Source organism: Nocardia canadensis, assembly GCF_032656385.1.
Classification (GTDB): Bacteria; Actinomycetota; Actinomycetes; order Mycobacteriales; family Mycobacteriaceae; genus Nocardia; species Nocardia canadensis.
Map to the genome: position 1 here is coordinate 245,073 of NZ_JAVCWB010000002.1, position 26,248 is coordinate 271,320.

The window sequence follows — 26,248 nt, forward strand, 5'->3', positions numbered from 1 at the left end:
GGGATCGACACCACTGAAGGGAAACCCACTTCCGTGTACGGAGACGACATCGCATCGGTGCTGATCACCGAAGACGAGATCAAAGCCAAGATCGAAGAACTGGCCGAGATCGTCGCGAAGCGATACCCGCCGGATTCCCCCGAGGGCGACCTCCTGCTGGTCTGCGTGCTCAAGGGCGCGATCTTCTTCATGACCGACTTCGCCAGGGCACTGCCGATCCCCACCCAGCTCGAGTTCATGGCCGTCTCGTCCTACGGCTCGTCCACCTCGTCCTCGGGCGTCGTGCGCATCATGAAGGACCTGGACAAGGACATCGCGGGCCGCAACGTGCTGATCGTCGAGGACATCATCGACTCCGGTCTGACCCTGTCCTGGCTCAAGCGCAACCTGTCCACCCGCAACCCGGCCTCGCTGGAAGTGGTGACCCTGCTGCGCAAGCCCGACGCGCTGCGCACCCCGGTCGACGTCGCCCACGTGGGCTTCGACATCCCGAACGAGTTCGTCGTCGGTTACGGCCTCGACTACGCCGAGCGCTATCGCGACCTGCCCTTCATCGGCACGCTGGACCCGAAGGTCTACTCCTAGTCCACCGGCGCGAAGGCGCGCAGGACCGTCTCGACCAGGGCATCGGCGAAGGACGCGTCCAGCGTGCCGGAGCGCGGCAGCCAGCGCTGGGTGATCGGTCCGTAGAGCAGGTCGACCACCAGATCCAGGTCGGCGTCGGCCCGCAGTTGTCCGGCGCGCTGCGCCGCGGCCAGCCGCCGGACCTTGGCCGCGTGCACCGGCTGTTCCAGTTTCTCGCGATAGAGCGCGGCCAGCGTGGGATCGTTGATGACCTCGGTGAGCACGGCGCGGATCGGCGCGTCGAACGCGGGATCGGCGAATTCGGCGACCGTCGCGCGCAGCACGGTCTTCAGGTCGGCCGCGATGTCACCGGTATCCGGCAGCTCGACGCCGCCGCCGTCGGGGTTCTCGCTCTGCGCGAGCAGGGCGTCGAAGACCACCGCGCCCTTGGACGGCCACCACCGGTAGATCGTCTGCTTGCCGACCCCGGCGCGCGCGGCGATGGCCTCTATGGTCAGCTTCGCGTAGGCGGTCTCGCCGACGAGTTCGCGGGTCGCGGTCAGGATCGCCGACCGGGACCGTTCGCTGCGGCGGGCGCTGTCGGGGGTTCGTGCCATGGGCGCGAGTCTAGCCTGGAATAAAACGAGACGTTCCGTCTTGACAATCGCGCGATCAGGGCCCATCCTTGACGTCAGTAAGCGAGACGAACCGTCTCGTCGCATTTGAAGGAGGCTCGCATGACCCGCGCAGACAACGAAGCCCGCACCTGGTTCATCACCGGCGCCTCGCGAGGACTCGGCCGGGCCTTCGCCGAGGCCGCCCTCGCCGCCGGTGATCGGGTCGTCGGCGTCGCCCGTGATGTCACGCCGCTGGCCGACCTGGTCGCCGCCGCCGACGGGCGACTGGTCACCTTCGCGCTCGACGTCGCCGATCGCGCGGCCGTCTTCGCCGGCGTGCGGCGGGCGTTCGACGCGTTCGGCCGGCTCGACGTGGTCGTCAACAACGCGGGCGGCGTGGTGCTCGGCATGCTCGAGGAACTCACCGAGCAGCAGGCCCGCGACCATCTGGACGTCAACTTCTTCGGCGCGTTGTGGGTGAGCCAGGCCGTGGTGCCGCTGCTGCGCGAGCAGGGGTCCGGCCACATCCTCCAGGTGTCCTCGATGGGGTCGGCGGGCGGCTTCGCGGCGACCGGCGTCTACAGCGCGGGCAAGGCGGCCCTCGACGCGATGAGCGAGGCGCTGGCCATGGAGGTGGAACGGTTCGGCATCGCCGTCACCATCGTGCAGCCCGGCGGCTACGAGACCGGTTTGTTCACCACCGGGCTCACCATGACCGACCAGCACCCGGCCTACGCCCCGGTCCGCGCCTGGCTCGAGGAGATGTGGAGCGAGTCGAAGGACGCCGACCCGGGCGCGGCCGCGGCCGTCGTCATCCGCCTGGTGGACATGGACGCGCCGCCGAAGCGGATCGTCCTGGGCGACGCGGCCTTCGACATGGTCGCCGACCTCGGCGCGGCCCGCACGGCCGAACTCGCGAAGTGGGAGGAGTTGAGCCGTCAGGCGGGCTGAGGCCGGGTGCCGACCACCCGCAGCAGCGCGCGGATATCGCCCTCGATGGCGCGGAACAGCACGTAGCAGCCGGCGAAGCCCAACGCCCCGCCCACACAGATGGCGCGGAGCAGGGTGGTGGTCGACAACAGATCGGGTATCGGCAGGAAGGTCGCGCTCGCGATCGCGAGCAGGGGAATCGACGCGGCCGTCATGAGATAGCGGTGACAGTGCCCGACCAGCCCCGTCAGCGCCGCGCCGTCGGCGCGGAAGTCCTGTCCGTGGTGCACGAACAGCGGGTAGACGCAGCGCGTGAGATAGAGCGTGATCAGGAAGAACGGGTAGGTCATCGCGATGGCCGCGCTGATCGCCGCCGCGATGAGGAAGTGCACCGCCGTGCGCACGGTCAGGCCGTTGCCCGTCAGCGCGATCGTGACGGCGAAGACGACGGCCGCCGACAGCCACAGAACGACCGCCACCGCGACGGCCTGATTGCCGAATTGCAGGCAGTCGCGCCGGGCGCGGTCGAGCGCGCCCGGCGAGCACCGCAGGCCCGCCCGTAATCGCCGGGGCACGATCAACAGCCGCCGGGCCAGGTAGATCAGCGTCACGGCGCCCATCGAGAAGAAGAGCACGTTCGTCACGCCCGCGACCGTCAGCAGGGTCGACCTGGTGCCGGGGTCGAGCCGGTCGACGATCAGCGCGGTGTTCAGCCGGGCGTTGTAGAGCGCGGCCAGCAGGTTGGGGAGCGCGATCGACAGCGCCAGGATGGGAAACAGGTACGGGCGCAGCCGGGCGCGCAGGCAGGTCGGCGGCGGGTCGACGAGGTCGCGGGCGCGCGGGTCCAGACAGAGGTCGAACTGCGCGGCGAGGACACCGCCGTCGGGCCAGCGATCCGCGCGGTCGGCGGCCAGGCAGGTCAGCAGGACCCGGCGCAGCGCGGCGGGGCAGTCGGCGGGCACCTGCGCGAGCGCGGCGGCGGTGACGCCGTCGTCGCGACGTTCCAGGGCGGCGTCCAGGGCGATCTCCGGGCGCAGCTCGTCGAGCGGGACGGTGGTGTCGTCGAAGGGTTTGGCGCCGGTGAGCAGTTCCCACAGCAGCACGCCGAGGGAGTAGATGTCGGCGCGGGTGTCGAGGTCGGCGGCGGTGCGGTCGTAGCCGGGGTGGCAGGCTTCGAGCTGTTCGGGGGACATGTAGGCCAGTGAGCCGCCGAAGTAGGACACCGGGTCGGTGTCGGTCGAGCGACTGAAGCTGATGTTGAAGTCGGCGAGCTTGGGGATGCCCTCGGCGGTGAGCAGGACGTTGGCCGGTTTCACGTCGCGGTGCAGGACGCCGTTGCCCGTCGCGTGTCGCAGGGCGGCGGCCAGCCTGCTGCCCAGCCAGGCGACCGTTTCCGGCCAGCTCAGGCCGGCGATCTCGGTGCGCACGGCCGAGTCGGTGGGGCGGATCTCGCCCTTCTCCTCCATCGCCGTGTCGACGGCGTCGAGCAGCAGGGCGCTCGTGCGCTCGGCCGGCGGGGTCGCGCGGACCCAGCGCAGCACCCCGAGCAGGGTGCCGCCGGGCAGGAACTGCATGTACAGCAGCCGCAATCGCGGTGAGCCGTCAGCGGGCGCGTCGAGCACCTGCTGGTCGAACACGCGCACGATGTAGTCGTGGTCGAGCTGGGCCAGCGTCTGTGGCTCGCTGCCGGTGTCGGCGGAGATCTTCACCGCGACCAGCCGCTGCATCGATCGCTGCCGGGCCAGGAAGACGCGAGCGAACGCGCCGGACCCGAGCTCGGTGAGCAGGTCGAAATCGCCGATCCTGGTGCCGACCGCGATCCGGTCGAGTCCGCGCCGATCGGTCGGATGCGCCGCGCCGGTGCGGTCGAGCGCGGGTCGGGTCGCCTCGACGGTGCGTGTGGAGCTCACGCCGGGGGTACGGACGCGACCGTTGGGTGGTTCATCGCGATCTCGGCGGACCCGCGCGGGGGTAGCCGGACCCGGTCACCCGCAGCAGCGCGCGGATATCGGATTCGATGATCCGGAACAGCACATAGGAGCCGACGAAACCGATCATCCCGCCCACGCAGATCGTGCGCAGCGGGGTGAGCGTGGTCAGCAGATCCGGGACCGGCAGGAATGTCGCGCTGGCGACGACCAGCAGCGGAATCGACGCCGCGACCACCAGGTACCGACGGCACCGGGCGGCCAGTGCCGTCAGCGAGCCGCCGTCGTCGCGGAAGTCCTGGCCGTGGTGCAGGAACATCGGATAGACGCAGCGCAGCAGGTACAGCGTGATCAGGAAGAACGGGTACGTCATCGCCACGGCGGCGCAGATCGCGGACACCAGCAGCAGGTGCACCGCGGTGCGGACCGGCAGGTCGCCGTCCGCGACGCCGATGGTGATCGCGTAGATCACCCCCGCCGCGACCCACAGCACGAACACCACCGCGATGGCCAGATGGCCGAGTCGCAGACAGTCCTGTCTGGCCAGTTCGAGAGCCCGGGGCGGACAGTGCCGTCCGGTGCGCAGCCGGTGCGGGATGGTCAGCAGTCGGCGCCCCAGATAGATCAGCGTGGCGCCGCCCGCCGAGAAGAAGATCAGGTTGGTGAGGTCGGCGACGTCGCGCTGAGTGGCGCGGGTGGCGGGGTCGAGCCTGCTGTGGATCAGGGTCGTGTTCAGCTGTCGCTGGTAGTAGGCGGCCAGCACGTTCGGGATCGCGATCGACAGCGCCAGGAGGGGAAACAGGAACGGCCGCAGTCGGATTCGCCAGCTGTTCGGTGGCGGGTCGACGAGGCCGCGCGCGTGCTGATCCAGGCACAGGTCGAATTGGGCGGCCAGGATCGCACCGTCGGCCCACCGCTCGGCGCGGTCGGGGGACAGGCAGGTCAGCAGGATGCGGCGCAGGGCGGCGGGGCAGTCGGCGGGGACCTGGTCGACGGCCGCCGCGGTGGCGCCTCCGGCCCGGCGCTCCAGGGCGGCGTCCAAGGCGATCTCCGGGCGTAGGTCGTCGTCGGGGACGGTGGTGTCGTCGAAGGGTTTGGCGCCGGTGAGCAGTTCCCACAGCAGCACGCCGAGGGAGTAGATGTCGGCGCGGGTGTCGAGGTCGGCGGCGGTGCGGTCGTAGCCGGGATGACACGCCTCGAGCTGTTCCGGCGACATGTAGGCCAGTGAGCCGCCGAAATACGAGACCGGACTGGTGTCGGTCGAGCGGCTGAAGCTGATGTTGAAGTCGGCGAGTTTGGGCACGCCCTCGGCGGTGAGCAGCACATTCGCCGGTTTCACGTCGCGGTGCAGGACGCCGTTGGCCGAGGCGTGCCGCAAAGCCGACGCCAACCGGCTGCCCAGCCAGGCGACCGTTTCCGGCCAGCTCAGGCCGGCGATCTCGGTGCGCACGGCCGAGTCGGTCGGGCGGATCTCGCCCTTCTCCTTCATGGCGGCGTCGACCGCGTCGAGCAGCAGGGCGCTCGTGCGCTGGGCGGGTGGCGTCGCGCGGACCCAGCGCAGCACGTCGAGCAGGGTGCCGCCGGGCAGGAACTGCATGTAGAGCATGCGCAGCCGGGGCGAGCCGTCGGTGGGATCGTCGAGAATCTGCTGGTCGAACACGCGCACGATGTAGTCGTGGTCGAGCTGGGCCAGCGTCTGTGGCTCGCTGCCGGTGTCGGCGGAGATCTTCACCGCGACCAGCCGCTGCATCGATCGCTGCCGGGCCAGGAAGACGCGAGCGAACGCGCCCGTGCCGAGCTCGGTGAGCAGCTCGAAGTCACCGATCCGCGCGCCGACCTCGATCCGGTCGAGCCCACGTCGGTCGGCCGGGTACGCGGTCTCGAGCGCGGGCCGGGTCGCCTCGGTCGTGCGTGTGGAGCTCACTACGGGTGGTACGGCCGCGGGCATCCGCAGGGTTCATCCCGGCGGTCAGCTCACGACCCGCTCCAGCGCGGCCAGGTCGGCCTCGAGCTGACGGAACAGCAGGTAGGAGCCGACGAAGGCGACGATGCCGCCGACGCACAACACCCGGACCGCCACGATCACCTGGGTGATGTCGGTGGGCGGCAGGAAGGTCACGCCCGCCACCGCCAGCAGGGGGACCGACGCGGCGACCGCCAGGTACCAGGTGCACCGACGGCTGAGCGCGCGCAGCCAGATGGCGTCGTCGGTGCTGATCTCGCCGTGCCGCAGGAAGATCGGGTAGATGCAGCGGACCAGGTAGAAGGTCACCAGGAAGAACGGGTAGGCGACCGCGATCGCACCGCAGACCAGCAGCGAGGCCAGGAAGTGGATGACCGCGTGCGCGGGCACATCGCCCGAGGCCAGGCGCAGGGCGATCGGGAAGGTGATGCCGGACAGGGCCCACAGCGAGAACGCGACGACCACCGCGCGGTCGCCCAGGCGCAGGGTGTCGTGTCTGGTGCGGCGTAGCGTCGCCGGGTCGTAGCGCTTGCCGTGGCGCATGCCCCGCGGCACCGACAGGACGAATCGGGCCAGGTAGATGAGCAGGACGGTGCCCGCGGGGAAGAACACGAGGTTCACCCCGGCGGTGATCACCACGAACGATTGCTGCGCGGTCTCACTGAGCCTGCTCACCACCAGCGTCTGGTTGTGCACGATGTTGTACCAGGACGCCAGCGCGTTCGGGATGCCGATGGCGATCACCATCACCAGCAGCGGCAACCGGCGCAGCATCATCCGCCAGCTCTTCGGCGGCGGGTCGACCAGGTCGCGGGCACGCTCGTCCAGGCACAGGTCGAACTGCTTGGCCAGCACCGCGCCGTCGGGCCAGCGGCGGGAGCGGTCGGGTTCCAGGCAGGTCAGCAGGACCCGGCGCAGGGCGGCCGGGCAGTTCGCGGGCACCCGGTCCAGCGCGGCCGCGTCGACGCCGCCGGTGCGGCGTTCCAGCATGGCCTCGAGGGTGGTCTCGTCGCCGCCGCCCGCGGCCTCGGCGGTGCTGTCGTCGAAGGGCTTCGCGCCGGTCAGCAGTTCCCAGAGCACGACGCCGAGGGAGTAGATGTCGGCGCGGGTGTCGAGGTCGGCGGCGCTGCGGCCGAGCCCGGGATGGCAGGCCTCGAGCTGTTCGGGCGACATGTACGACAGCGAGCCGCCGAAATACGACACCGGGCTGGTGCCCGCGACGGTGCGGCTGAAGCTGATGTTGAAGTCGGCGAGTTTGGGCACGCCCTCGGCGGTGAGCAGGACGTTGGCGGGCTTGACATCGCGGTGCAGCACGCCGTGCGCGGCCGCGTAGTCGAGGGCTTCGGCCAGCCGCCTGCCCAGCCAGGCCACGGTCTCGGGCCAGGTCAGGTCGGCCAGTTCGGTGCGCACGCTCGAGTCGGTGGGGCGGATCTCGCCCTTCTCCTCCATCGCCGTGTCCACCGCGTCGAGCAGCAGCTTGCCGCTGCGCTCCTCGGGTGGGGTCGCGCGGACCCAGCGCAGCAGGCCGAGCAGCGTGCCGCCGGGCAGGAACTGCATGTAGAGCAGCCGCAGGCGGCGGGCCGCGGACGGCGCCGAGTCGGTGTCGAGCAGCTGCTGGTCGAACACGCGCACGATGTAGTCGTGGTCGAGCTGGGCCAGGGTCTGCGGTTCGGTGCCGCGGTCGGCGGAGATCTTCACCGCGACCAGCCGCTGCATCGAGGTCTGCCTGGCCAGGAAGACCCGCGCGAACGCGCCGGCACCGAGCCCGGTCAGCAGCTCGAAATCACCGATCCGCTGGCCGATCTCGATCCGGTCCAGCGGCTCGAACCGGCCGGGTCCCGACGCGTCGGCGGTCGCCGCGGCGGTGGCCGCAGCGGTCGCTGTCGCGGTGAGATCGAGCTCGGGCGTGGTCACCTGGGTAGTACGACGCGACGCGGGCGGTTGGTTCACCGTCGGGTCGGGATCGTCGGTGCGGTGGGTGCTCTGCTCGAGCTCATCGGTGTTGAGCAGACCACGCAGACTCGGCGCCTGATCCGGATATTCGCGCAGGCAGTCGCGGGGGTCGACGCGTTCGCCGCTGTGTCTGCGAATGACGAATTCCTCGAAGACCAGCCCGGCGGGCAGGGTCGTGCGCGCGAGTTCGGGGAACTCCGCGCAGTAGTCGGCCAGGCGCTTGCGAGCGACGGTCTCGCCGGCGTGCTGCAGCCACCGGTGCCGCAGATCGACGCGGATCAGCGCGTGCAGTGCCTGCCTGCGCAGGGTCATCGCGTCGGGCAGGAACTCGGAGATGTCGGGCGGCCGGCCGGTCGATCCCCATGCCGCGGCGAACGCCTCGACCATGTCCGCGCGCACGTTCGTTGCCGGACCGGCGCTCGTGTCGGGCCCGTCACCGCTTCCGGTGTTATCGCTCATCCAAACCGACCTAAGGTTCGCGCGGATCGGAGCGAAATTCCTTCCGCCACACCCGACACCATCGGCCCCCGAGCCGTACCCGAATGATACTTTGCGCCTCGAGAGCAGATCACCCGAATTTCGACGACCATGCGACGGGGGCGAATCCGCACATGCACGATGACCTCACAGCGGTAGCATGGGAGTCCGTCGACGACGACGGCGTGACGGACGCTGAGGTGGCGATGAACTCTTCCCGCCCCCCCGCCGACGAATACCCCATCGGCGGCCCGGCTGCGGCGCTGGCTGCCCGGGTACGCGCGGGCACGATCACGCCCACCGACGTGGTGACCGAGGCACTGACCCGTATTTCCTCGGAGAATCGCAAGATCAACGCGTTCACCGTCGTGCGCGCCGAACAGGCACTCGCGGAGGCGCGTGAGCTGACCGACCGCGACGAACTGGACGAGCTGCCGTTGGCCGGCGTGCCGGTCGCGGTGAAGCAGAACATCGAGGTCACCGGGGTGCCGACCAGGACCGGTTCCGCCGCGACCGCGGCGGAACCGGCGTCGGCCGATCATCCGGTGGTGGCCCGGCTGCGCGCCGCGGGCGCGATCGTCGTCGGGGTGACCGCGATGCCCGAACTCGGGCTGTGGGCGACGACCGACGAGGACGGGACCGTCACCCGCAATCCGCGCGATGTCGGCCGGTCCGCCGGTGGGTCCTCGGGCGGGGCGGCCGCCGCGGTCGCCGCCGGACTCGTGCCGATCGCGCACGGCAACGACGGCCTCGGTTCGATCCGGGTGCCCGCCGCGGCGTGCGGTGTCTTCGGGATCAAGCCGGGTCGACAGGTGGTGCCCGCCGAGATCGGCGTCGACTCCTGGGGCGGCATGGCCGAGAACGGGGTGCTCGCGACGACCGTGTCGGACGCGGCGCTGGCGCTGTCGGTGCTGGCGGGCCGATCGGATCTGGCCGAGCTACGCGCGCCCCAGCGACTACGCATCGGACTTGCCGTGGCACCGCCGTCGCGACTGGTCCGGGTGGATCGACACTGGACGGCGGCAGCGCGCACGGCGGGTGCGCGCGCGGCGGCGGCCGGTCACCTGGTGGAACCGGTCGAGCTGCCCTACGGCGACGCGGCGCTGATGATGCTGCTGCGCTGGCCCAGCGTCGGCCTGGGCGATGCCGCCCGGCTTCCGCACCCCGACCTGCTGCAACGCCGTACGAAGCGGCATCTCGCGGTGGGCAGGCTGATCCGGCGGCTGCGGTTGGTGCGCCCGGACCAGGTCGACCGGACCGAGGCGAGGCTGGTCGACTTCTTCGAGAACTTCGACGTGGTGATCACCCCCACGCTCGCGGCGCCGCCGCCCAAGGCCAAACAGTGGAGTGGGCGCGGCTGGACCGCGAATGTCCTCGGCTCGGTGCGCTACGCGCCGTTCACCGGCATCTGGAATCTGGTCGGCTGGCCCGCCGCGTCGGTGCCGATGGGCACCCATCCCGAGGCGCACACCCCGCTCGCGGCGCAGCTGGCCGGTCCGCCGGGCAGCGAGGCCACCTTGCTCGGCCTCGCCGCCCAACTGGAACTGTCGAACTAGACCGCGATCGGCTGCGGCTGCGGCTGCGGTTCGGAGAACCCGCCGTCGACGGCGCGACCGGCGAATTCCAGGATGGTGGGCCTGGTGTCGTCGGCGCGCCACGCCACCGCCAGCTCACACGGGGTGAGTCCGGCGACCGGACGCGCGGTCAGACCGGGCCAGCGGTACATCGGCACGTTGTTCTCCGCGAGCAGGCACACGCCCAGGCCCAGGCTCACGGCCTCGAGCTTGTCCTCGGGGGTGGCAGCCTCGGCGCCGATCTTGGCGGCGCGGCCGCCGCGGGCGTCGTTGCCGAGCCAGAAGTCACGGACCGCGCCCGCCTCGGTCGGCAGGGCGACGAACGGCTCGTCGAGCAGATCGGCGAACTCGATCGTCTCCTGCTCGGCGAGCGGGTGGTTCTCGGGCAGCAGCACCCAGCGTGGCTCGGTGCGCAGCACCTGCCAGCGGTAGCGATTGGGGTCGGGCAGCGGCAGCCACACCAGGGCCAGGTCGGCCTGGCGGCCCGCCAGGCCACTGGACGGGTCGTTCCAGGAGGCGGCGTGCAGGGCCAAGCGGTGGCCGCTGGCGCTCTCCAGGTCGTTGAGCAGGCCCCGGCCGAGGGCGGACTGGATGCCAACGCGCAGTACTTCACCGGCTTCCTGCAGGGAGACGTTGGTCACCTCCCACAGCTCCAGGATCTTGCGTGCGCCTTCGAGGAGTTCCTTACCGGCGACGGTCAGGGCGACACTGCGCTGGTTGCGGTCGAACAGGACCACGTCGAGCTGGCGTTCGAGCTGGCGGATCTGGCGTGAGAGCGTCGGCTGAGCGATGTGCAGCCGCTGAGCGGCGTTGGTGAAATGCAGTTCCTCAGCGACGGCGACGAAATACCGCAGATCGCGCAAATGCGGGTCCATAGCACCTTGCTATCAGAATCGGTCGGGAAATTCCAGCCAAAACGGGCAAGGAAGTTCGCGTAGGTGGATCAAAACAGTCACCAGGTTGGTATCGCACAGCATATGGCCTGACATGGTGCGCTGCATCATTGAGACGTCATTTGTGTGCGATCGACCGGCCGTGCTCGGCCGGCGCGGGTTTGCTGGGCGGTTGACCAGCGAAAATGCGTCGGGACTCACACGAACCGGCGCGCTGTGGCGTGCGCCGGAGCGGTCGCGGCGAGCGGGAAAACAGACCGCTGACCACTGTCCGCGCAGGAAAGCCTGGCGCGCAGTGAGTTTCGTCACAAACAGGTTTCGGTGTGTGGAATCCGGCCGCCGCGACCCGTGCGCGGGCGGCCGGATGGCGGCCACTCAGCTCTCGCGAGCACGCTCCTCGTAGGCCCGCCGCGCCGCCGTGTCGACATCGCCGAGGAAGACCGTGCTCGACCCCAGCGCCCGGCCGAGCGCGTCGCCGACCGCCTCGGGCAGCAGGTTCACGAACCGGGACAGATACCCCGCGAACGCCGACACCCGCACCTTGGACCGCGGCGACCCGATCAACCCCTCGATCGCCGCGGCGATCTGGTCCGGTTCGGCCGGCTGCAACAACCAGTTGGTCTGCACCCCGGCGCCCAGCTCGGTCTTCGTCAGCGTCGGCAGCACCGCCGAGAAGCGCAGACCCGACCCGCGATACTCCTCGCGCAGGGTGTCGGTGAAGCCGAGCACCGCGTGCTTGCTGGCGTTGTAGGTCGCCAGCCCGGGGATGTGGGTCTCGCCGGCCAGCGAGGCGATGTTGATGACGTGCCCGCGCCCACGCGGCAGCATCCGCGCCAGGCCCAGCTTGGAACCGAGGATCACGCCGTAGACGTTGATCTCGAGAATCCGGCGGGTCACCCGGTCGGGCTCGTCGACGAGCAGGCCCGTCGGCATGATGCCCGCGTTGTTGATCAGCACGTCGATCGGGCCGACGGTGCGCTCCACCTCGTCGAGGAAGGCCTCGAACGAGACCGGATCGGTCACGTCGAGGGCGCCCGACAGCGCGAAATCGCCCGCCGCCTTCACCGCCGCCTCGTCGATGTCACCGATCGCCACCCGCGCGCCGTGCTCGCGCAGCCGTGTGGCCGTGGCGAGTCCGATGCCGCGGGCGCCGCCGGTGATCACGACGACGAGATCGCGGACCGCCGTGCTCATTTGCCGCTCTTGAGTCGCCACACCGCGGGCAGGTCGATCCGGCGCAGGCCGCGCGCACCGGCGACCCGCATCGCACTCACCATGACGACGAGCTTGTTCATGTCGTACGGGTACCAGAACAGCTCTTTGCTCATGGTCGGCAGCTTCGGCTTGGTCATCGCCTGCGCGCGGCAGTACTTGCGCACTCCCGCCGCCCCGCCCCAGCGCGCGCCGACACCGGACAGACCCCAGCCGCCCATCGGCATCGCCGGGTTGAACAGGTTCGAGAACACGTCGTTGATATTGACCGCGCCCGCGTTCAGCTGCCGGGCCACGCGTTCGCCGCGCGCCTTGTCACCGGTCCACACCGACGCCGACAGGCCGTAGCTGGAATCGTTGGCCAGCCGGATCGCCTCGGCCTCGTCGGCCACCTTCATCACCGGCAGCGTCGGGCCGAAGGTCTCCTCGGCCACGCACGACATCGAATGGTCGACGTCGACGAGCACGGTCGGCTCGAAGAAGGTGCCGACCCCGGTGCGCTTGCCGCCGGTGGTCGCCCGCGCGCCCGCCGCGATCGCCTCGTCGACGTGGCGCTGCACGATCCGCACCTGGTTCTCGTTGGCCAGCGCGCCCACGTCGTTGTTCGATTCCCGCCCGTCCTCGCCCTGGCGCAGGGCGGCGACGGCGGCGGTCAGCTTGGTGACGAACTCGTCGTAGACCGGCGCCTCGACGTAGACCCGCTCCACCGAGATGCAGACCTGTCCGGCGTTGAACATGCCGCCGAAGGCGATGCCGTGCGCGGCGCGGTCGATGTCGGCGTCGGCCAGCACGATGGCCGGGTCCTTGCCGCCGAGCTCGAGGCTGTAGGGCACCATCCGCTCCGCGCAGGCGGCCGCGATCTTGCGGCCGGTCGCCGTGGAGCCGGTGAACTGGATGTAGTCGGCGTTCTCGACGACAGCCGCGCCGGTCGCGCCCGCGCCGGTGACCACCTTGAACACCGGCGGCGCGCCGATCTCGGCCCAGCCGCGGGCCAGCTCGACCGCCGACAGCGGCGTCACCTCCGACGGCTTGAGGATCACCGCGGCACCGGCGGCCAGCGCCGGGAACACGTCGATCGCGGGCATCGCGAGCGGGAAGTTCCACGGCGTGATCACCCCGACGACCGGGTACGGCCGGTAGGCGACGGTCAGCGACTTCACCCGGGCCAGCGGGCTGTGCGGGGAGGGATGCTCGTCGGCGAGGAACTTGCCCGCCCGGCGCGCGTAGTAGCCGAGGAGGTCGACGGCGAAGGCCGGGTCGATGAGCGCGTCGACGCGCGGCTTGGCGGTCTCGGATTGCAGGACCGCGGCCAGGTGCTCGGTGTTGTCGATGAGCCAGTCCTGCATCTTCAGCAGCCACTTCTTGCGGCCCTCGGGCCCGATGGCCTCCCATTCGGGCTGGTAGAGGCGTAGTTCCCGGACCGCGGCCGCCACTTCGTCCGGCGCCACGATCGGCACCGAGCCGGTCTGCTCGCCGGTTGCCGGATTGCGTACCGCGATCACCTGGGCGTCGGCCGCGGCGGTCTGGTCGAGTTCGGTCACTGTCGTGCTCCCCACTGCGTTGTGTGAATCAGTTCACCATCTATCAGCCTGGCACAATGAGAGCGCGGATTCTTGGCCGTTCACGTCAACGAAATCGGGTCTTTTGGTGTCTGGAGAACAAATCAGCGAACAGGTGCGCGGCTGGTTCGCCGAGTTCGTGTTCGATCTGCTGCGCACGCAGACCATGGACCGGATCGTCGCCCGGCTCGACGCGGCCGTGCTGGCCGCCTCACCCGAACTCGACGACCCCGATCTGCGCCGCGACCTGGCCGCCAGCACCCGCGCGCACGCCCGGGTCGTGCTCAGCGGCCTCGCCACCGACAGCGACGACCTCATCCTGCCCGAGGAGGCGCACGTCCTGGCCAGGACGATCGCCCGCCGCGGTCTCGACATCCGGGTGCTGCTGCGCGCGTATCAGGCCGGCCTGGCCGAGACCCTCACGGTGATGACCGAGACCGTCGACGAGGGACAGGTGCCGCCGGATCTGGAACGCACGGTCCTGCTGCGCCTGTTCGAGCGGTCGACCACCTGGATGGGGCTGTCGATCGAGCAGCTCACCGGCACCTTCATGGCCGAGCGCGAACGGGTACTGCGCGATGCCCTCAATACCCGCACCGAACTGGTGCGCGCGCTGCTGGCGGGCACCGCGGTCGACGTCGACCAGGCCTCGATCGGCCTCGGATACCGGCTCTCGCAACGTCATCTGGCGTTCCTGCTCTGGATCGGCGACGCGGGCGGCGAGGAACCCGGCGGCCTGCTCGACCGCACCGCGAGCAGGATCGCCGCCACGCTGGGCGCCACCGGCCTGCTCACCGTCGCGGCCAGCGCCAGCGGGCTGTGGGCCTGGGCGGCGGTCGAGGACGACGCCGAGATCGCCGAACGGATCGCGCGCTGCGAGGTGCCCGCGCCGGTACGGGTGGCGTTCGGGATGCCGGGCGCGCACGTCGACGGTTTCGCGGCCAGTCATCGGGAGGCCGTCGCGGCACGGCGGGTCGCCGAGCACGGCACGGGCGCGGTCACCAGTTACCGCGAGGTCGAGATCGCCTATCTGGCCGGGATCGACACGGCCGCGATGCGCGGGCTGATCGCGCGCGAACTGCGCGGGCTCACCGGCGCCGACCCGGTCGCGACGCGGCTACGCGCGACTCTGCACGCCTATCTGCGCGCACAGCGCAGCCCGGAGGAAGCCGCGCGCGCGTTGGGCGTGCACAAGAACACGGTGCGCTACCGGATCGCCCGGGTGGAGGAGATTCTCGGACACCCGGTGTCCGAGCGCGCGCTCGCGCTGGAGGTGGCGCTGGACTGCGTCGCCGCCTACGGGGTCTCCTGAACCGCGCCGTCCCTGGCCGCGATCCGGCGCAGCGGCGGTTCGGTGGGCGGGGGGACCCGGCGATCGGGGAGCTCGGCCAGCAGCGTCGTGGTGGCCGCGGCGATGGCCGCGACGGCCTTGTCGACCGCGGGTTTGGTGGTGCTGCTCAGCCCGGAGATGCCGCCGACTTTGCGCACGTATTGCAAGGCGGCAGCGTAGATCTCCTGCTCGGTGGCGGCAGGCTCCAGACCACGCAAGACGGTGATATTTCTACACATGTCAGAACCATAGACCTGTGTGGCAGGTCACGGCAGGCCAAGAAAGGAGATTCGCTCCTAGGCCCAGGACGGCACCCGCCGCACTAGACTCGGCCCCATGCCTGCCAGGGGAGTACCAGCGCTGACCACCTTTCCCTACCCGGAACTGGACGGCCGCGAGGAAGACCACTGGTCCGGAGCCGGTGTGAGCGACGATGAACTTCGCGCGCTGGCGCTGGGCGCCTTCTACTCCACCCGCTGGGACGCCTTCCACGACGCGATGCTGCTCGGCCCCGAGCGCGAGCACCCGCTCGGGGATCGCCGCGAACTCGCCATCGACACCCTCACCGGCGCGTGGGGCATCACCGACGGCACCGAGGCGCGCGCGTCGATGGAACAGCTCCTCGATGGCATGCACGCTCCGCTCTACGCGCTGGTGCATCCGCTGGTGATGGCCTCGATCAACGCCAGCGAACGCGACCGCTTCGGTGAGCGGGCCGATCGTCATCGCGCCTTCCTACGCCAGGTCGGCTCGTTCCGCGGCATGGACAACCCCGAGGCGCTGGTCCGCGACTACGACATCTGGGCCCAGGCCATCAAGATCGGTTTCACCGACCACCTGGCCCGCCCGCTGCCCAACGACATCTCCGCCTGGGACCTGGCCCGCGTCGTCGCGGTCGCCCGGATGGCGTTCACCGCCGGCTACATCGATGCCGATGTCGCGTGGGAGTACTGCATGCGCGCCCTCGCGCCCGCCCAGCGCCGCTACCGCAACTGGCGCCAGTTCGGCGACGCCTACCTGGCCGGCTGGACCTACTGGCAGGCCACCGAGGACCTCGCCGAGCTCAAGAACGGCGGCGTCGACCGCCGGATGGAATTGCTACGGCTGTGGACCCGCCCGACCAGCCCGTGGCGCCGGATCGAGTTGAACGAGCCCGAACAGAAAACCGACACCGACGAGGGCTGAGTTCTCGCAACGTCGGCGCGTTCGCGCCCCTGAGGTCCCGCCCCGCCTCGCGGTCGGGCGGGGCAGGGCGGTCCCCGGTTACAGACTGCGCAGGATCCCGCGCCCGTAGCGCTGGAACTGGGTGTCGTCGACCATGCCGAGCGAATGCCGCTCGACCAGCAGTTCCCACTCCGCGTAGAGCTGGGAGACGCCCGGGTCGGCGGGCCCGGCCGCGCCGTCGGCGGCCTGCCTGCGCACGGCGAAGTTGACCGCGCAGGTCACCCGTTCGGTGTCGGCCCGGTCGGCGCCGGCGAAATGCAGCGTCCGGTTGCCGTCGCTGACGTCCATGCCCGAGCCGCCGTGCCTGGTGTCGATCTCGCCGGGCGCCGAGCGCGCGCCGTCGACGGTGCGGGCACCGAGGATCGCGGCCACGGCCAACTCGTGGGCGTAGCGTTCGCCGCTGCCGATGGAGATGAACAGCAGCCGGGTGGTGGTCGCCGCGAGCAGACCGGTGCCGTTGCCCGCGGGCGGCGCGGCGACGGCGATCGCGGTCTCGAGCACGTACTCGTCAGGGGTGACGTAGCGGTGCAGCGCGTTGATCGCCGAGCGGGCCTCCTTGCGCGGCGCCATCCGGCGCACCGCGCGCTCGACATCGGCCCTGACCGGCCCCGACTTGCCCCATTCCGGGGCGGGCGGGGTGAGGTCCGGCGCCGCGACGTCGATGCGCTGGGTGGCCATGATCTGGTCGTTGATCCGGTCGACGATGCCGAGCGCGGCGGGCACGTCGTGTTCGGCGATGAGGACCGGTAGCGGGGTGCGGTCGGCGGGCACGCCGGTGAGCACCGGGGTGGGGTAGCGCAGGTAGATCTCGATCACCACCGCGTCGTCGGCGCGCCGGTTCAGCCGCACCTTGAGCAGGTCGGCGATGGGAACATCGAGAACCCGTTCGCCATCGGTACCCGGCCGCAGAACGGTGAGACGTCCACTGCCGTGGCGCAGAATCGCTGTGGGTGTTCGTAGCTCGACGATGTCCATACCCCCTGCGCTGTAGTTGTGTCGTCGCCCACGATAAGGCGGGCATGACATGATTGTGGCCACTTGCAACAACGCGTTCGGAGCTTTCGGGAACCGTTCCCCAGCTCTGAACGTTGACCAGTGCAACTGCACCAGCAGCCGAACTGCGCGATGTATCGAACTAGACCGTACGCGGTAACGTGGCATGTCCGCATCCGAAACCCGCCGATCTCGACGCTTCGCTAGGCACACCCGGAGAAATAACCGGAAAGGACTGGGCCGTCCGGCCGACGCTCTATGAACCGCAAGACAGTGTTTCGCACTTTGGCGATCATCTCGGGCATCATGCTGATGATCTGGCTGTTCAGCTTCCTCAGCGATGACACGCGCGGCTGGGAGAGCGTCGACACTTCCGTGGCGCTCAGCCAGCTGAACGACAAAGCCAACGTCAAGAACGTCCAGATCGATGACAAGGAGCAGCAGCTCCGCATCGAACTGAACAATGGCAACGAGGCGACGAACAACAACACCAAGATCGTCGCCAAGTACCCGGGCGGCGGTGAGACGTCGGCGCAGATCTTCGACGCGGTGCAGAAGTCCGGCGCGAAGTACGACACGGTGGTCAAGCAGGAGAGCTGGCTGTCCCAGCTGCTGCTGTTCATCGTGCCGATGGTGCTGCTGGTCGGCCTGTTCATCTTCGTGATGTCGCGCATGCAGGGCGGTGGTCGCGGCGGCATGATGGGCTTCGGCAAGTCCAAGGCCAAACAGCTGTCCAAAGACATGCCCAAGACCACGTTCGCCGATGTCGCCGGCGCCGACGAGGCCGTCGAAGAGCTGTACGAGATCAAGGATTTCCTGCAGAATCCGGCCCGCTACCAGGCCCTGGGCGCGAAGATCCCGAAGGGCGTGCTGCTCTACGGTCCCCCCGGAACCGGTAAGACGCTGCTCGCGCGCGCCGTCGCCGGAGAGGCGGGCGTCCCGTTCTTCACCATCTCCGGCTCGGACTTCGTCGAGATGTTCGTCGGTGTCGGTGCCTCGCGCGTGCGCGACCTGTTCGAGCAGGCCAAGCAGAACAGCCCCTGCATCATCTTCGTCGACGAGATCGACGCGGTCGGCCGCCAGCGCGGCGCCGGCCTCGGCGGTGGCCACGACGAACGTGAGCAGACCCTCAACCAGCTGCTCGTCGAGATGGACGGCTTCGGTGACCGCACCGGCATCATCCTGATCGCGGCGACCAACCGCCCCGACATCCTCGATCCCGCGCTGCTGCGGCCCGGCCGCTTCGACCGGCAGATCCCGGTCGGCAACCCCGACCTGGCCGGTCGTCGCGCGATCCTGCGGGTGCACTCGCAGGGCAAGCCGATCTCGCCCGACGCCGACCTCGAGGGTCTGGCCAAGCGCACCGTCGGCATGTCCGGCGCCGATCTGGCCAACGTCATCAACGAGGCCGCGCTGCTCACCGCGCGTGAGCACGGCTCGGTCATCACCGGTGAATCGCTGGAGGAGTCGGTCGACCGGGTCATCGGTGGTCCACGCCGCAAGAGCCGGATCATCAGCGAGCACGAGAAGAAGATCACCGCCTACCACGAGGGCGGCCACACCCTGGCGGCCTGGGCGATGCCTGACATCGAGCCGGTCTACAAGGTCACCATTCTGGCGCGCGGCCGCACCGGCGGCCACGCCATGACGGTGCCCGAGGACGACAAGGGCCTGATGACCCGCTCGGAGATGATCGCCCGGCTGGTGTTCGCGATGGGTGGCCGCGCGGCCGAGGAACTGGTGTTCCACGAGCCGACGACCGGCGCGTCCTCCGACATCGACCAGGCGACCAAGATCGCGCGCGGCATGGTCACCGAGTACGGCATGAGCGCGCGTCTCGGCGCGGTCCGCTACGGCCAGGAGCAGGGCGACCCGTTCCTCGGCCGCTCGATGGGCGTCGCGTCGGACTACTCGCACGAGGTGGCCCGCGAGATCGACGAGGAGGTGCGCAACCTGATCGAGGCCGCGCACACCGAGGCCTGGTCCATCCTGAGCGAGTACCGCGAGCAGCTCGACGCCTTGGCGACCGCGCTGCTCGAGCGCGAGACCCTGCACCGCAAGGATCTCGAAGAGGTGCTGGCCGGGGTCGAGAAGCGGCCGCGGATCACCGCGTTCAACGACTTCGGTGACCGTCTTCCGTCCGACAAGCCCCCGGTGAAGACCCCGGGCGAGCTGGCCGCCGAGCGCGGCGAGCCGTGGCCGCCGGTGCAGCCCGCGCCGGTGCCCGCCGGTGCTCCGCTGGAACCCGCCAACGGCTATCCGGCGCAGCCGCCGCAGTACGGCCAGCCCGCCCCGCCCGCCAGCGGCTACCCGCTGCCGTCCGCGCCGACCCAGGCGATCCCGCGGCCGCAGCAGGGCACGCACGGCTCGCGGCCCGACTACGGCGCTCCGGCCGGCTGGTCGGCGCCCGGGTGGCCGCCGCGCGACGAGCCGCAGCAGCAGCCGCAGGCTCCGCAGGGCCAGGGCGGTGCCTGGGCCCCGCCGGAGCAGCCGCGGCACGCCGGTGGCTTCCAGCCGTGGGGTGAGCCGCCTGTCGCGCCGCCGCAGCAGCCCGGCACCGAGCCGGAGAACAACGACTGGGAAGGGCCGAACGGCCGCCGCTGACCGGCGGCCAACTACGCTCGACCGTCGGATGCCGGACCATCACCGGCGTCGACATGTGGAGGTGCGGAGAAGTGTCGGCCAACAAGAAGGTCGCTGAGCCAACAGGGAACGGGTCGATCGCCGACGGCGAACTCGGCTCGACGAGCCCGACGGACCTGACGGCGCTGGCCACCGGTCGTCCGTTCGATCAGGACCGGGCCGAGCGCGCGGTCAGGGAACTGCTGCTCGCGGTCGGCGAGGATCCGGACCGTCCCGGTCTGCTCGACACCCCGGCCCGGGTGGCGCGCGCCTACCGGGAAATGTTCGCCGGGCTCTACACCGAGCCCGACGAGGTACTGGCGACGACCTTCGACGAGGGTCACCAGGAGCTCGTGCTGGTCCGCGACATCCCGATGTTCTCCACCTGCGAGCACCACCTGGTGTCCTTCCACGGCGTCGCGCACGTCGGCTACATCCCGGGCACCCACGGCCGGGTCACCGGCCTGTCCAAGCTGGCCCGCGTCGTGGACCTCTACGCCAAACGCCCGCAGGTGCAGGAGCGGCTGACCAGCCAGATCGCCGACGCGGTGATGCGCAGGCTGGATCCGCGCGGCGCGATCGTCGTGATCGAGGCCGAGCACCTGTGCATGGCCATGCGCGGCATCCGCAAGCCGGGCGCGAGCACCACCACCTCGGCGGTGCGCGGCCTGTTGCAGACCAACGCCGCCTCGCGTTCCGAGGCGCTGGACCTGATCCTGCGCAAATGAGCGAGCACCTCGTGACCGCGCCGCGAGGTGGCCGCTCGTGTGTGGTCATGGGTGTGGTGAACGTGACCGGGGATTCGTTCTCCGACGGTGGCCGCTATCTCGATCCCGACCTCGCGATCGCGCACGGTATCGCGCTGTACGCGGCCGGTGCCGACATCGTCGACGTCGGCGGTGAGTCGACCAGGCCCGGCGCCGACCGGGTCGATCCGGCCACCGAGGCGGGCCGGGTGGCCCCGGTGATCCGCGGTCTGGTCGCCGCGGGCGTGCCGACCAGCGTCGACACCATGCGCGCCGAGGTCGCCGAGGCGGCGCTGGACGCCGGTGTCGCGGTGATCAACGACGTCTCCGGCGGGCGCGCGGACCCGAACATGGTGAAGGTCGTCGCCGAGTCCGGGGTGCCGTGGATCCTCATGCACTGGCGCGCGGGCGCCGACTACCGCCACACCGGCCCCGCCGACCACTACGACGATGTCGTGGCCGAGGTGCGCGCCGAGCTCAGCGCCCAGGTCGACCTGGCCGTCGCCGCCGGTGTCGCCCCCGAGCGGCTGATCCTGGACCCCGGCCTCGGCTTCGCCAAGAACGCCGAGCACAACTGGGAACTGCTCGGCGCGCTGCCCGAGCTGGTCGCGGGCGGGCTGCCGATCCTGATCGGCGCCTCCCGGAAACGTTTCCTCGGCGCGCTGCTGGCCGACGCGTCCGGCCCGCGTCCGCCGGACGGCAGGGAGACGGCCACCGCCGCGGTGTCGGCGATCGCCGCCAGCCAGGGCGCGTGGGGTGTGCGGGTGCACGATGTGCGTGCCTCGCTGGACGCGATCGCCGTCGTCGACGCGTGGCGCCGAGCCACTGCCGCCCGAGGAGTCTCCCGATGAACTCACCGCTGCTGCCCCCGCCCGCGGGTAGGCCCGCGACCTCGCGGATCGAGCTGCGCGGTCTGCGCGTGTTCGGCAGGCACGGCGTGTTCGACTTCGAACGCCGCGACGGTCAGGAGTTCGTCGTCGACCTGACGGTGTGGGTCGATTTCGCCGCGGCCGCCGCCTCCGACGACCTGGCCGACACCGTCGACTACGGCGCGCTGGCCGAGCGCGCGGTCAACATCGTCGCCGGTCCGCCGCGCGATCTGATCGAGACCGTGGTCTCCGAGATCGCCGACGATGTGATGACCGACCCGCGCATCGAGGCGGTGGAAGCCGTGGTGCACAAGCCGTCCGCGCCGATTCCGCACACCTTCGCCGACGTGCGGGTGGTGGCGACGCGCTACCGCACGATCGAGCCGGGGCCGCGCCGATGAGTCGCGCCGTCCTGTCGATCGGCTCGAACCTGGGCGACCGGCTCGGGCATCTGCGCGATGTCGTTGCCGCGCTGGGGGAGCGGGCGCTCGCGGTCTCGCCGGTCTACACGACCGCGCCGTGGGGCGGCGTCGAACAGGACGACTATCTCAATGCGGTTGTCGTGGCCGAGGATCCGGGCTTCGACGACTATGCCTGGCTGCGGTTCGGCCAGGACCTCGAGCAGGCGTCGGGCCGGGTCAGGGAGATCCGGTGGGGCGCGCGCACACTCGACGTCGACGTGGTCACCTGCACCGACGACACCGGCGGCGGGATCGTCCGCGCCGGCGATCCCGCGCTGATCCTGCCCCATCCGCAGGCCCACCACCGGGCGTTCGTGCTGGTCCCGTGGCTCGATGTGGAGCCGTCGGCGCGGCTGCGGGTCGACGGCGTCGACGTGCCGATCGCCGAGCTGCTGGCCGGCCTCGCGCCGGCCGAGCGGGCCGGGGTGGTGCGAACCGATCTGGTGTTGCGGGACGAGAGCGCTCGCCCGTGCTGAAGCCGACCAGAGTGCTCGATCTGGCGCTGAACGTGGTGGTCGCCGCGGCGATCGCCTGGATCGCCACCCGCTTCGCCTATTCGACCTTCCCGACCATCTCGGTCGCGGCGGGCGCCTCGCTGCTGCCGGTCGCCGCGATCGAGGCGGCGCTGGGCTTCGTCATCAAGGCCAAGATCGCCGACGAGAAGATCGGCGACGGCCCGAACGAATTGCATCCGATCAACGTGGCCCGCGCCGCGGCGCTGGCGAAGGCCTCGATGCAGGTGGGTTCACTGGCCGCCGGGGTGTGGCTCGGCTTCCTACTGTGGGTATTCCCACAGCGCGGCACCCTGACGGCGGCCGCCGCGGATTCGCCGGGCGCGGTCGTCGGCCTGCTCGCCGGTTCCGCCCTGGTTGCTGCGGCTTTGTGGCTGGAGTATTGCTGCCGGGCCCCCGAGGAACCGCCGGACGAACCCGCTACTACCTAGCAACTTGCGGATGGAATCACCGCCGGGTTCGGTGGGCCGACCAGCAGTTTCCGGCTACCCTGGCCCACATGGTTTCACCCTCCCGTAGCACTCCGCCCCGTCGACGGCGGGACGACGCGGGAAAGCTCTTCATCGGCGCCCTCATTCTCCTAGGCCTGACGGCAAGCGTTTTCCTGATCTTCAGCGAAAACGTCCAATACGTACGAGTAGGCCTGGTAGCGGCCCTGTGGGCGGCGGTGATCGGCGCCCTCGCGGCGACCCGCTACCGCAAGGACGCGGCGGTCGACAAGGCGAAGGTGCGCGATCTCCAGACGGTGTACGAGTTGCAGCTCGAACGCGAGATCAACGCCCGCCGCGAATACGAGATGGGGGTCGAGGCGCGGGTGCGCGCCGAAGTCGGCGCCGACGCCTCGGAGATCGCCGCGCTGCGCGCCGAGCTCACCCTGCTCCGCCAGAACCTGCAGGTCCTCTTCGACGGCCCGCTGCCCGACGAGCAGCCTGCCCTGCAAGCCGACGCGGTCCGCATCGATGCCCTGCCCGCCGGTGGCTTCGACGCGTTCGACGACGCGGACCACGATTTCGCCGATAGCCCGGTGGATGCCAACGCCGCCTGGTTCGGTCCGTGGCAGCAACCGCCGAGCGCACTGAAACCCGTCTTCATGCAGCCGGTTTCGGCCAATTTCGCCGACCCCTACGACGACCCGGTCACCGCCGAGACCTCCGCCGTCCAGCTCGACGACTATGCCGAGGCCCAGCAGGCCGAGGCCACGCAGCCCACGTCGGCGCCCGCCGCGCCGACCCCGCCGCCGTCGAACGGCAAGACCCCGCCGCCGCGCCTGTCGGCCCCGAACACCCGCAAGGTCGACGACTTCGGCGCGACGATCACCGACAGCGCCCCGGCCAACGGCGTCACCGGCTCGCAGGCCGCCACCGCCGCGACAGCCGCGGCCGCCGCCGACAGCGCCCCGGCCAACGGCGTCACCGGCTCGCAGGCCGACAGCGCCCCGGCCTCGCCCGAGCCCGCCGCCGACGACTCGGCGCCGGACAGCACCGACGAACCCGGCGCCGAGATCCCCCCGGCCGCCGCCGAGACGCCGGCCGCACCCAAGCCCGCCGACACCACCCCGACCGTCGGCACCAGCTCCCGCCGCCGCCGTCGCGCCGAGGAAGAGGGCGCCCCGCGCCTGTCTGTGGCGGATATCATGGCGAACCTCCAATCGGAGTCCAGCTCGCGATCCTGAGTAGTCGATCGCGGGATAGTCTGGAACACGACTAGCCCGTGACGACGGGTTTTCGCGTCGTAGCTGGGTCACTCGCCGGGGACGGGCGAGGTCGACTCGTGCTGTGGTGCCGGCCGCCGACGCGGCTGAACCCGCCGCACGAGTCCGGCCGAATGTCGCGCAGAGGCGGGCAAGCTATTCTCGATCCGTAACGTCCGGTACCCGCCCTGCGGGACTGGAACGCAAATCGAGAGGACAGTGTTGACCTCGAGAAGTGTCAATTCCGATGGCGCGAACGTGGGTGTCGACCCTGCGCCCGCACGACTGACGGTGGGAATCGTCTCGGCGGGACGGGTGGGTTCGGCCCTCGGTGTCGCGCTCGAGCGAGCCGGTCACGTGGTGTTCGGTGTCGCCGCGATCTCCGATGCCTCGGTGCACCGGGCGCGGACGCGGCTGCCCGATTCGCAGATCCTGCCGGTGGAGCAGATCGCTCAGCGCAGTGAGCTGCTGCTGCTGGCGGTCCCCGACGCCGAGCTGGCCGGGCTGGTCCGCGGCCTGGCGAGTGCCGGTGTCGTGCGCCCCGGCACGATCGTGGTGCACACCGCAGGCGCGCACGGTGTCGGCGTGCTGGCGCCGCTCACCGCGCAGGGCGCGCTCGGCCTGGCCATCCACCCCGCGATGACCTTCACCGGCCACGACGAGGACATCGATCGCCTGGCCAACGCCTGCTTCGGCGTCACCGCCGCCGACGAGGTCGGCTACGCGATCGGCCAGGCGCTGGTCATCGAGATGGGCGGCGAGCCGGTCAAGGTGGCCGAGGAGCAGCGCACGCTGTATCACGCCGCCCTCGCGCACGGCGCCAACCACCTGGTCACGGTCATCGTCGATGCGGTCACCGCCTTGCGCGCGGCCATGGACGGGCCGGGCCTGCTCGGTCAGCCGGTGGTCGACGATCAGCCCAACGGCCTGCCGGAACGTCTGCTCGCCCCGCTCGTGTCCGCCGCGCTCGACAACGCCTTGCGCCGGGGCCAGGCCGCGCTGACCGGCCCGGTCGCGCGCGGCGACGTCGACGCGGTCGCCGCGCACCTGTCCGCCCTGGCTGCCGTGGACCAGCGCCTGGCCGCCGCCTATCGCGCGATGTCGCTGCGCACCGCCGAACTCGCCCAGACCAATCCGGCCCTGCTGGACCTGCTCGCCAAGGAAGGCCACTGATGGAACCCAGACAAGTGCACCACCACCAGGGCGGCGCGCGGGCGACCGGCGCGTACCAGCCCGGCGTGCTGACCGTGCACCACAGCCCCGAGGTCGTCGACACGGTGACCAAGGCGCTGCGGGGCGCGGGCCGCACGATCGGTTTCGTGCCGACGATGGGCGCGCTGCACGAGGGTCATCTGCAGCTGGTCCGTCAGGCCAAGCTGACCAACCAGGTCGTGATCGTCTCGATCTTCGTCAATCCGCTGCAGTTCGGTGCGAACGAGGACCTCGACGCCTACCCGCGCACCCTCGACGCCGACCTCGAACTGCTCCGGCACGAGGGCGTCGACCTGGTGTTCGCGCCGTCGGTCTCCGACATGTACCCCGAGGGCCCGCGCACCACGGTGCTGCCCGGCCCGATCGGCGCCGAGCTCGAGGGCGGCAGCAGGCCGACGCATTTCGCGGGCATGCTCACCGTCGTCGCGAAGCTGCTCAATATCGCCCACGCCTCCGAGGCGTACTTCGGCGAGAAGGACTACCAGCAGCTCACGCTGATCCGGCAGATGGTCCGCGACCTGAACATGGACGTGAAGATCGTCGCCTATCCGACGGTCCGCGAGCCCGACGGTCTCGCACTGTCCTCGCGCAACCGCTACCTCGACGCCACCCAGCGAGAGGCGGCGCTGGGCCTGTCGGCCGCGCTGGCCGCGGGCAGACACGCCGCTGGCCTCGGCCCGGAGGCGGTCGTGCGGGCCGCGCGCGCGGTGCTCGACGCCGTCGACGGTCTGGACGTGGACTACCTCGAACTGCGCGACAGCAACCTGGGCCCCGCGCCCACCGCGGGCAATGCCCGGCTGCTGGTCGCCGCCAAGGTCGGCGCCACCCGGCTGATCGACAATGCCCCGATTGTTCTCGGCGCCCAGATCGACGGGCACCCCGACGCGAACTCCCTGCCTGCCGCGCAGGCGAACTGAGA

At 70.6% G+C, this 26,248-nt stretch carries 23 protein-coding genes; 14 read left to right on the forward strand and 9 right to left on the reverse strand.

The window, feature by feature from the left end; genetic code table 11:
* The first annotated feature begins 33 nt into the window (after positions 1-33).
* Positions 34-585: a hypoxanthine phosphoribosyltransferase gene (gene hpt, locus Q7X29_RS04380; RefSeq protein WP_218720732.1), complete on the forward strand. Its 552-nt coding sequence runs from the start codon at positions 34-36 to the stop codon at positions 583-585.
* Here the strand turns inward: hpt and Q7X29_RS04385 are convergent.
* Positions 582-1,181 (reverse strand): TetR/AcrR family transcriptional regulator, encoded by a 600-nt coding sequence (locus tag Q7X29_RS04385; protein ID WP_316573362.1) that lies wholly within the window; start codon positions 1,179-1,181, stop codon positions 582-584. The genes hpt and Q7X29_RS04385 overlap by 4 nt on opposite strands.
* A gap of 120 nt (positions 1,182-1,301) precedes the next feature.
* On the opposite strand from Q7X29_RS04385, the gene Q7X29_RS04390 reads away from it, so the two are divergent.
* Positions 1,302-2,132: an SDR family NAD(P)-dependent oxidoreductase gene (locus Q7X29_RS04390; RefSeq protein WP_316573363.1), complete on the forward strand. Its 831-nt coding sequence runs from the start codon at positions 1,302-1,304 to the stop codon at positions 2,130-2,132.
* On the opposite strand, the gene Q7X29_RS04395 is transcribed toward Q7X29_RS04390, so the two are convergent.
* From Q7X29_RS04395 to Q7X29_RS04405, 3 genes are read right to left on the reverse strand one after another with little or no spacing between them, the layout of a single operon-like run.
* Positions 2,120-4,021, reverse strand: coding sequence for a serine/threonine-protein kinase (locus Q7X29_RS04395; RefSeq protein WP_316573364.1), 1,902 nt, complete (start codon positions 4,019-4,021; stop codon positions 2,120-2,122). The two genes, Q7X29_RS04390 and Q7X29_RS04395, sit on opposite strands and share 13 nt — an antisense overlap.
* Positions 4,022-4,052: 31 nt before the next feature.
* Entirely contained in the window at positions 4,053-5,963 is a 1,911-nt protein-coding gene (locus Q7X29_RS04400) for a serine/threonine-protein kinase (protein ID WP_316573365.1), read from the reverse strand.
* Positions 5,964-6,008: 45 nt separating this feature from the next.
* Positions 6,009-8,414, reverse strand: a complete 2,406-nt coding sequence (locus Q7X29_RS04405; RefSeq protein WP_218720737.1) for a serine/threonine-protein kinase — start codon at positions 8,412-8,414, stop codon at positions 6,009-6,011.
* Positions 8,415-8,638: 224 nt separating this feature from the next.
* Here Q7X29_RS04405 and Q7X29_RS04410 point away from each other — a divergent pair, with 224 nt between their 5' ends.
* A complete protein-coding gene (locus tag Q7X29_RS04410; RefSeq protein ID WP_218720738.1) occupies positions 8,639-9,988 on the forward strand; it encodes an amidase in 1,350 nt (449 codons plus the stop codon).
* Here Q7X29_RS04410 and Q7X29_RS04415 read toward each other — a convergent pair.
* The 3 genes from Q7X29_RS04415 to Q7X29_RS04425 form a co-directional block, all read right to left on the reverse strand.
* The gene (locus Q7X29_RS04415; protein WP_218720739.1) at positions 9,985-10,881 is read right to left on the reverse strand and encodes a LysR family transcriptional regulator; all 897 of its coding nucleotides are present in this window, start codon (positions 10,879-10,881) and stop codon (positions 9,985-9,987) included. The genes Q7X29_RS04410 and Q7X29_RS04415 overlap by 4 nt on opposite strands.
* Before the next feature lie 393 nt (positions 10,882-11,274).
* Positions 11,275-12,093 carry an SDR family oxidoreductase gene (locus Q7X29_RS04420; RefSeq protein ID WP_218720740.1) on the reverse strand — a complete coding sequence of 273 codons (819 nt, stop codon included), beginning with the start codon at positions 12,091-12,093 and terminating at the stop codon, positions 11,275-11,277.
* Positions 12,090-13,652, reverse strand: coding sequence for an aldehyde dehydrogenase family protein (locus tag Q7X29_RS04425; RefSeq protein WP_218720741.1), 1,563 nt, complete (start codon positions 13,650-13,652; stop codon positions 12,090-12,092). The genes Q7X29_RS04420 and Q7X29_RS04425 overlap by 4 nt, the downstream gene beginning before the upstream one ends.
* A 106-nt stretch (positions 13,653-13,758) precedes the next feature.
* Between Q7X29_RS04425 and Q7X29_RS04430 the strand changes: the two genes are divergently transcribed.
* Positions 13,759-14,982, forward strand: a complete 1,224-nt coding sequence (locus Q7X29_RS04430; RefSeq protein ID WP_316573366.1) for a PucR family transcriptional regulator — start codon at positions 13,759-13,761, stop codon at positions 14,980-14,982.
* Here the strand turns inward: Q7X29_RS04430 and Q7X29_RS04435 are convergent.
* Positions 14,967-15,239: a DUF2277 domain-containing protein gene (locus Q7X29_RS04435; RefSeq protein WP_189029638.1), complete on the reverse strand. Its 273-nt coding sequence runs from the start codon at positions 15,237-15,239 to the stop codon at positions 14,967-14,969. The two genes, Q7X29_RS04430 and Q7X29_RS04435, sit on opposite strands and share 16 nt — an antisense overlap.
* A 97-nt stretch (positions 15,240-15,336) precedes the next feature.
* On the opposite strand from Q7X29_RS04435, the gene Q7X29_RS04440 reads away from it, so the two are divergent.
* The gene (locus tag Q7X29_RS04440) at positions 15,337-16,185 is read left to right on the forward strand and encodes a DUF1266 domain-containing protein (RefSeq protein ID WP_218720742.1); all 849 of its coding nucleotides are present in this window, start codon (positions 15,337-15,339) and stop codon (positions 16,183-16,185) included.
* A gap of 78 nt (positions 16,186-16,263) precedes the next feature.
* Here the strand turns inward: Q7X29_RS04440 and Q7X29_RS04445 are convergent, their stop codons facing one another.
* A complete protein-coding gene (locus Q7X29_RS04445) occupies positions 16,264-17,199 on the reverse strand; it encodes a hypothetical protein (RefSeq protein ID WP_218720743.1) in 936 nt (311 codons plus the stop codon).
* A 276-nt stretch (positions 17,200-17,475) separates the two neighbouring features.
* Here Q7X29_RS04445 and ftsH point away from each other — a divergent pair, with 276 nt between their 5' ends.
* The 9 genes from ftsH (at position 17,476) to panC (ending at position 26,246) form a co-directional block, all read left to right on the forward strand.
* On the forward strand, positions 17,476-19,821 hold the full coding sequence (gene ftsH / locus Q7X29_RS04450) for an ATP-dependent zinc metalloprotease FtsH (protein ID WP_316573367.1): 2,346 nt from the start codon (positions 17,476-17,478) through the stop codon (positions 19,819-19,821).
* Positions 19,822-19,892: 71 nt separating this feature from the next.
* A complete protein-coding gene (gene folE, locus Q7X29_RS04455) occupies positions 19,893-20,567 on the forward strand; it encodes a GTP cyclohydrolase I FolE (protein ID WP_316573368.1) in 675 nt (224 codons plus the stop codon).
* On the forward strand, positions 20,564-21,436 hold the full coding sequence (folP, locus tag Q7X29_RS04460; protein WP_316573369.1) for a dihydropteroate synthase: 873 nt from the start codon (positions 20,564-20,566) through the stop codon (positions 21,434-21,436). The genes folE and folP overlap by 4 nt, the downstream gene beginning before the upstream one ends.
* Positions 21,433-21,855: a dihydroneopterin aldolase gene (gene folB, locus Q7X29_RS04465; RefSeq protein WP_218720636.1), complete on the forward strand. Its 423-nt coding sequence runs from the start codon at positions 21,433-21,435 to the stop codon at positions 21,853-21,855. Before folP ends, folB begins: the two co-directional genes overlap by 4 nt.
* A complete protein-coding gene (gene folK, locus Q7X29_RS04470; protein ID WP_316573370.1) occupies positions 21,852-22,391 on the forward strand; it encodes a 2-amino-4-hydroxy-6-hydroxymethyldihydropteridine diphosphokinase in 540 nt (179 codons plus the stop codon). Before folB ends, folK begins: the two co-directional genes overlap by 4 nt.
* Complete coding sequence (locus Q7X29_RS04475; protein WP_218720634.1) at positions 22,385-22,858, forward strand: DUF3180 domain-containing protein; 474 nt, start codon at positions 22,385-22,387, stop codon at positions 22,856-22,858. The genes folK and Q7X29_RS04475 overlap by 7 nt, the downstream gene beginning before the upstream one ends.
* A 68-nt stretch (positions 22,859-22,926) precedes the next feature.
* Entirely contained in the window at positions 22,927-24,099 is a 1,173-nt protein-coding gene (locus tag Q7X29_RS04480; protein WP_316573371.1) for a DUF6779 domain-containing protein, read from the forward strand.
* 276 nt (positions 24,100-24,375) lie between these two features.
* Positions 24,376-25,290, forward strand: a complete 915-nt coding sequence (locus tag Q7X29_RS04485; protein WP_316573372.1) for a Rossmann-like and DUF2520 domain-containing protein — start codon at positions 24,376-24,378, stop codon at positions 25,288-25,290.
* Entirely contained in the window at positions 25,290-26,246 is a 957-nt protein-coding gene (panC, locus tag Q7X29_RS04490) for a pantoate--beta-alanine ligase (protein ID WP_218720631.1), read from the forward strand. Before Q7X29_RS04485 ends, panC begins: the two co-directional genes overlap by 1 nt.
* The last annotated feature ends 2 nt before the right edge of the window (positions 26,247-26,248 follow it).

What these genes read in the sequence shown, in the direction of transcription:
- Q7X29_RS04385 (WP_316573362.1), bottom strand. Translation starts at nt 1,181, where the DNA reads ATGGCACGAACCCCCGACAGCGCCCGCCGCAGCGAACGGTCCCGGTCG.
- Q7X29_RS04390 (WP_316573363.1), top strand. Translation starts at nt 1,302, where the DNA reads ATGACCCGCGCAGACAACGAAGCCCGCACCTGGTTCATCACCGGCGCC.
- Q7X29_RS04405 (WP_218720737.1), bottom strand. Translation starts at nt 8,414, where the DNA reads ATGAGCGATAACACCGGAAGCGGTGACGGGCCCGACACGAGCGCCGGT.
- Q7X29_RS04410 (WP_218720738.1), top strand. Translation starts at nt 8,639, where the DNA reads ATGAACTCTTCCCGCCCCCCCGCCGACGAATACCCCATCGGCGGCCCG.
- Q7X29_RS04415 (WP_218720739.1), bottom strand. Translation starts at nt 10,881, where the DNA reads ATGGACCCGCATTTGCGCGATCTGCGGTATTTCGTCGCCGTCGCTGAG.
- Q7X29_RS04420 (WP_218720740.1), bottom strand. Translation starts at nt 12,093, where the DNA reads ATGAGCACGGCGGTCCGCGATCTCGTCGTCGTGATCACCGGCGGCGCC.
- Q7X29_RS04435 (WP_189029638.1), bottom strand. Translation starts at nt 15,239, where the DNA reads ATGTGTAGAAATATCACCGTCTTGCGTGGTCTGGAGCCTGCCGCCACC.
- Q7X29_RS04440 (WP_218720742.1), top strand. Translation starts at nt 15,337, where the DNA reads ATGCCTGCCAGGGGAGTACCAGCGCTGACCACCTTTCCCTACCCGGAA.
- Q7X29_RS04445 (WP_218720743.1), bottom strand. Translation starts at nt 17,199, where the DNA reads ATGGACATCGTCGAGCTACGAACACCCACAGCGATTCTGCGCCACGGC.
- ftsH (WP_316573367.1), top strand. Translation starts at nt 17,476, where the DNA reads ATGAACCGCAAGACAGTGTTTCGCACTTTGGCGATCATCTCGGGCATC.
- folP (WP_316573369.1), top strand. Translation starts at nt 20,564, where the DNA reads ATGAGCGAGCACCTCGTGACCGCGCCGCGAGGTGGCCGCTCGTGTGTG.
- folB (WP_218720636.1), top strand. Translation starts at nt 21,433, where the DNA reads ATGAACTCACCGCTGCTGCCCCCGCCCGCGGGTAGGCCCGCGACCTCG.
- folK (WP_316573370.1), top strand. Translation starts at nt 21,852, where the DNA reads ATGAGTCGCGCCGTCCTGTCGATCGGCTCGAACCTGGGCGACCGGCTC.
- Q7X29_RS04480 (WP_316573371.1), top strand. Translation starts at nt 22,927, where the DNA reads ATGGTTTCACCCTCCCGTAGCACTCCGCCCCGTCGACGGCGGGACGAC.
- panC (WP_218720631.1), top strand. Translation starts at nt 25,290, where the DNA reads ATGGAACCCAGACAAGTGCACCACCACCAGGGCGGCGCGCGGGCGACC.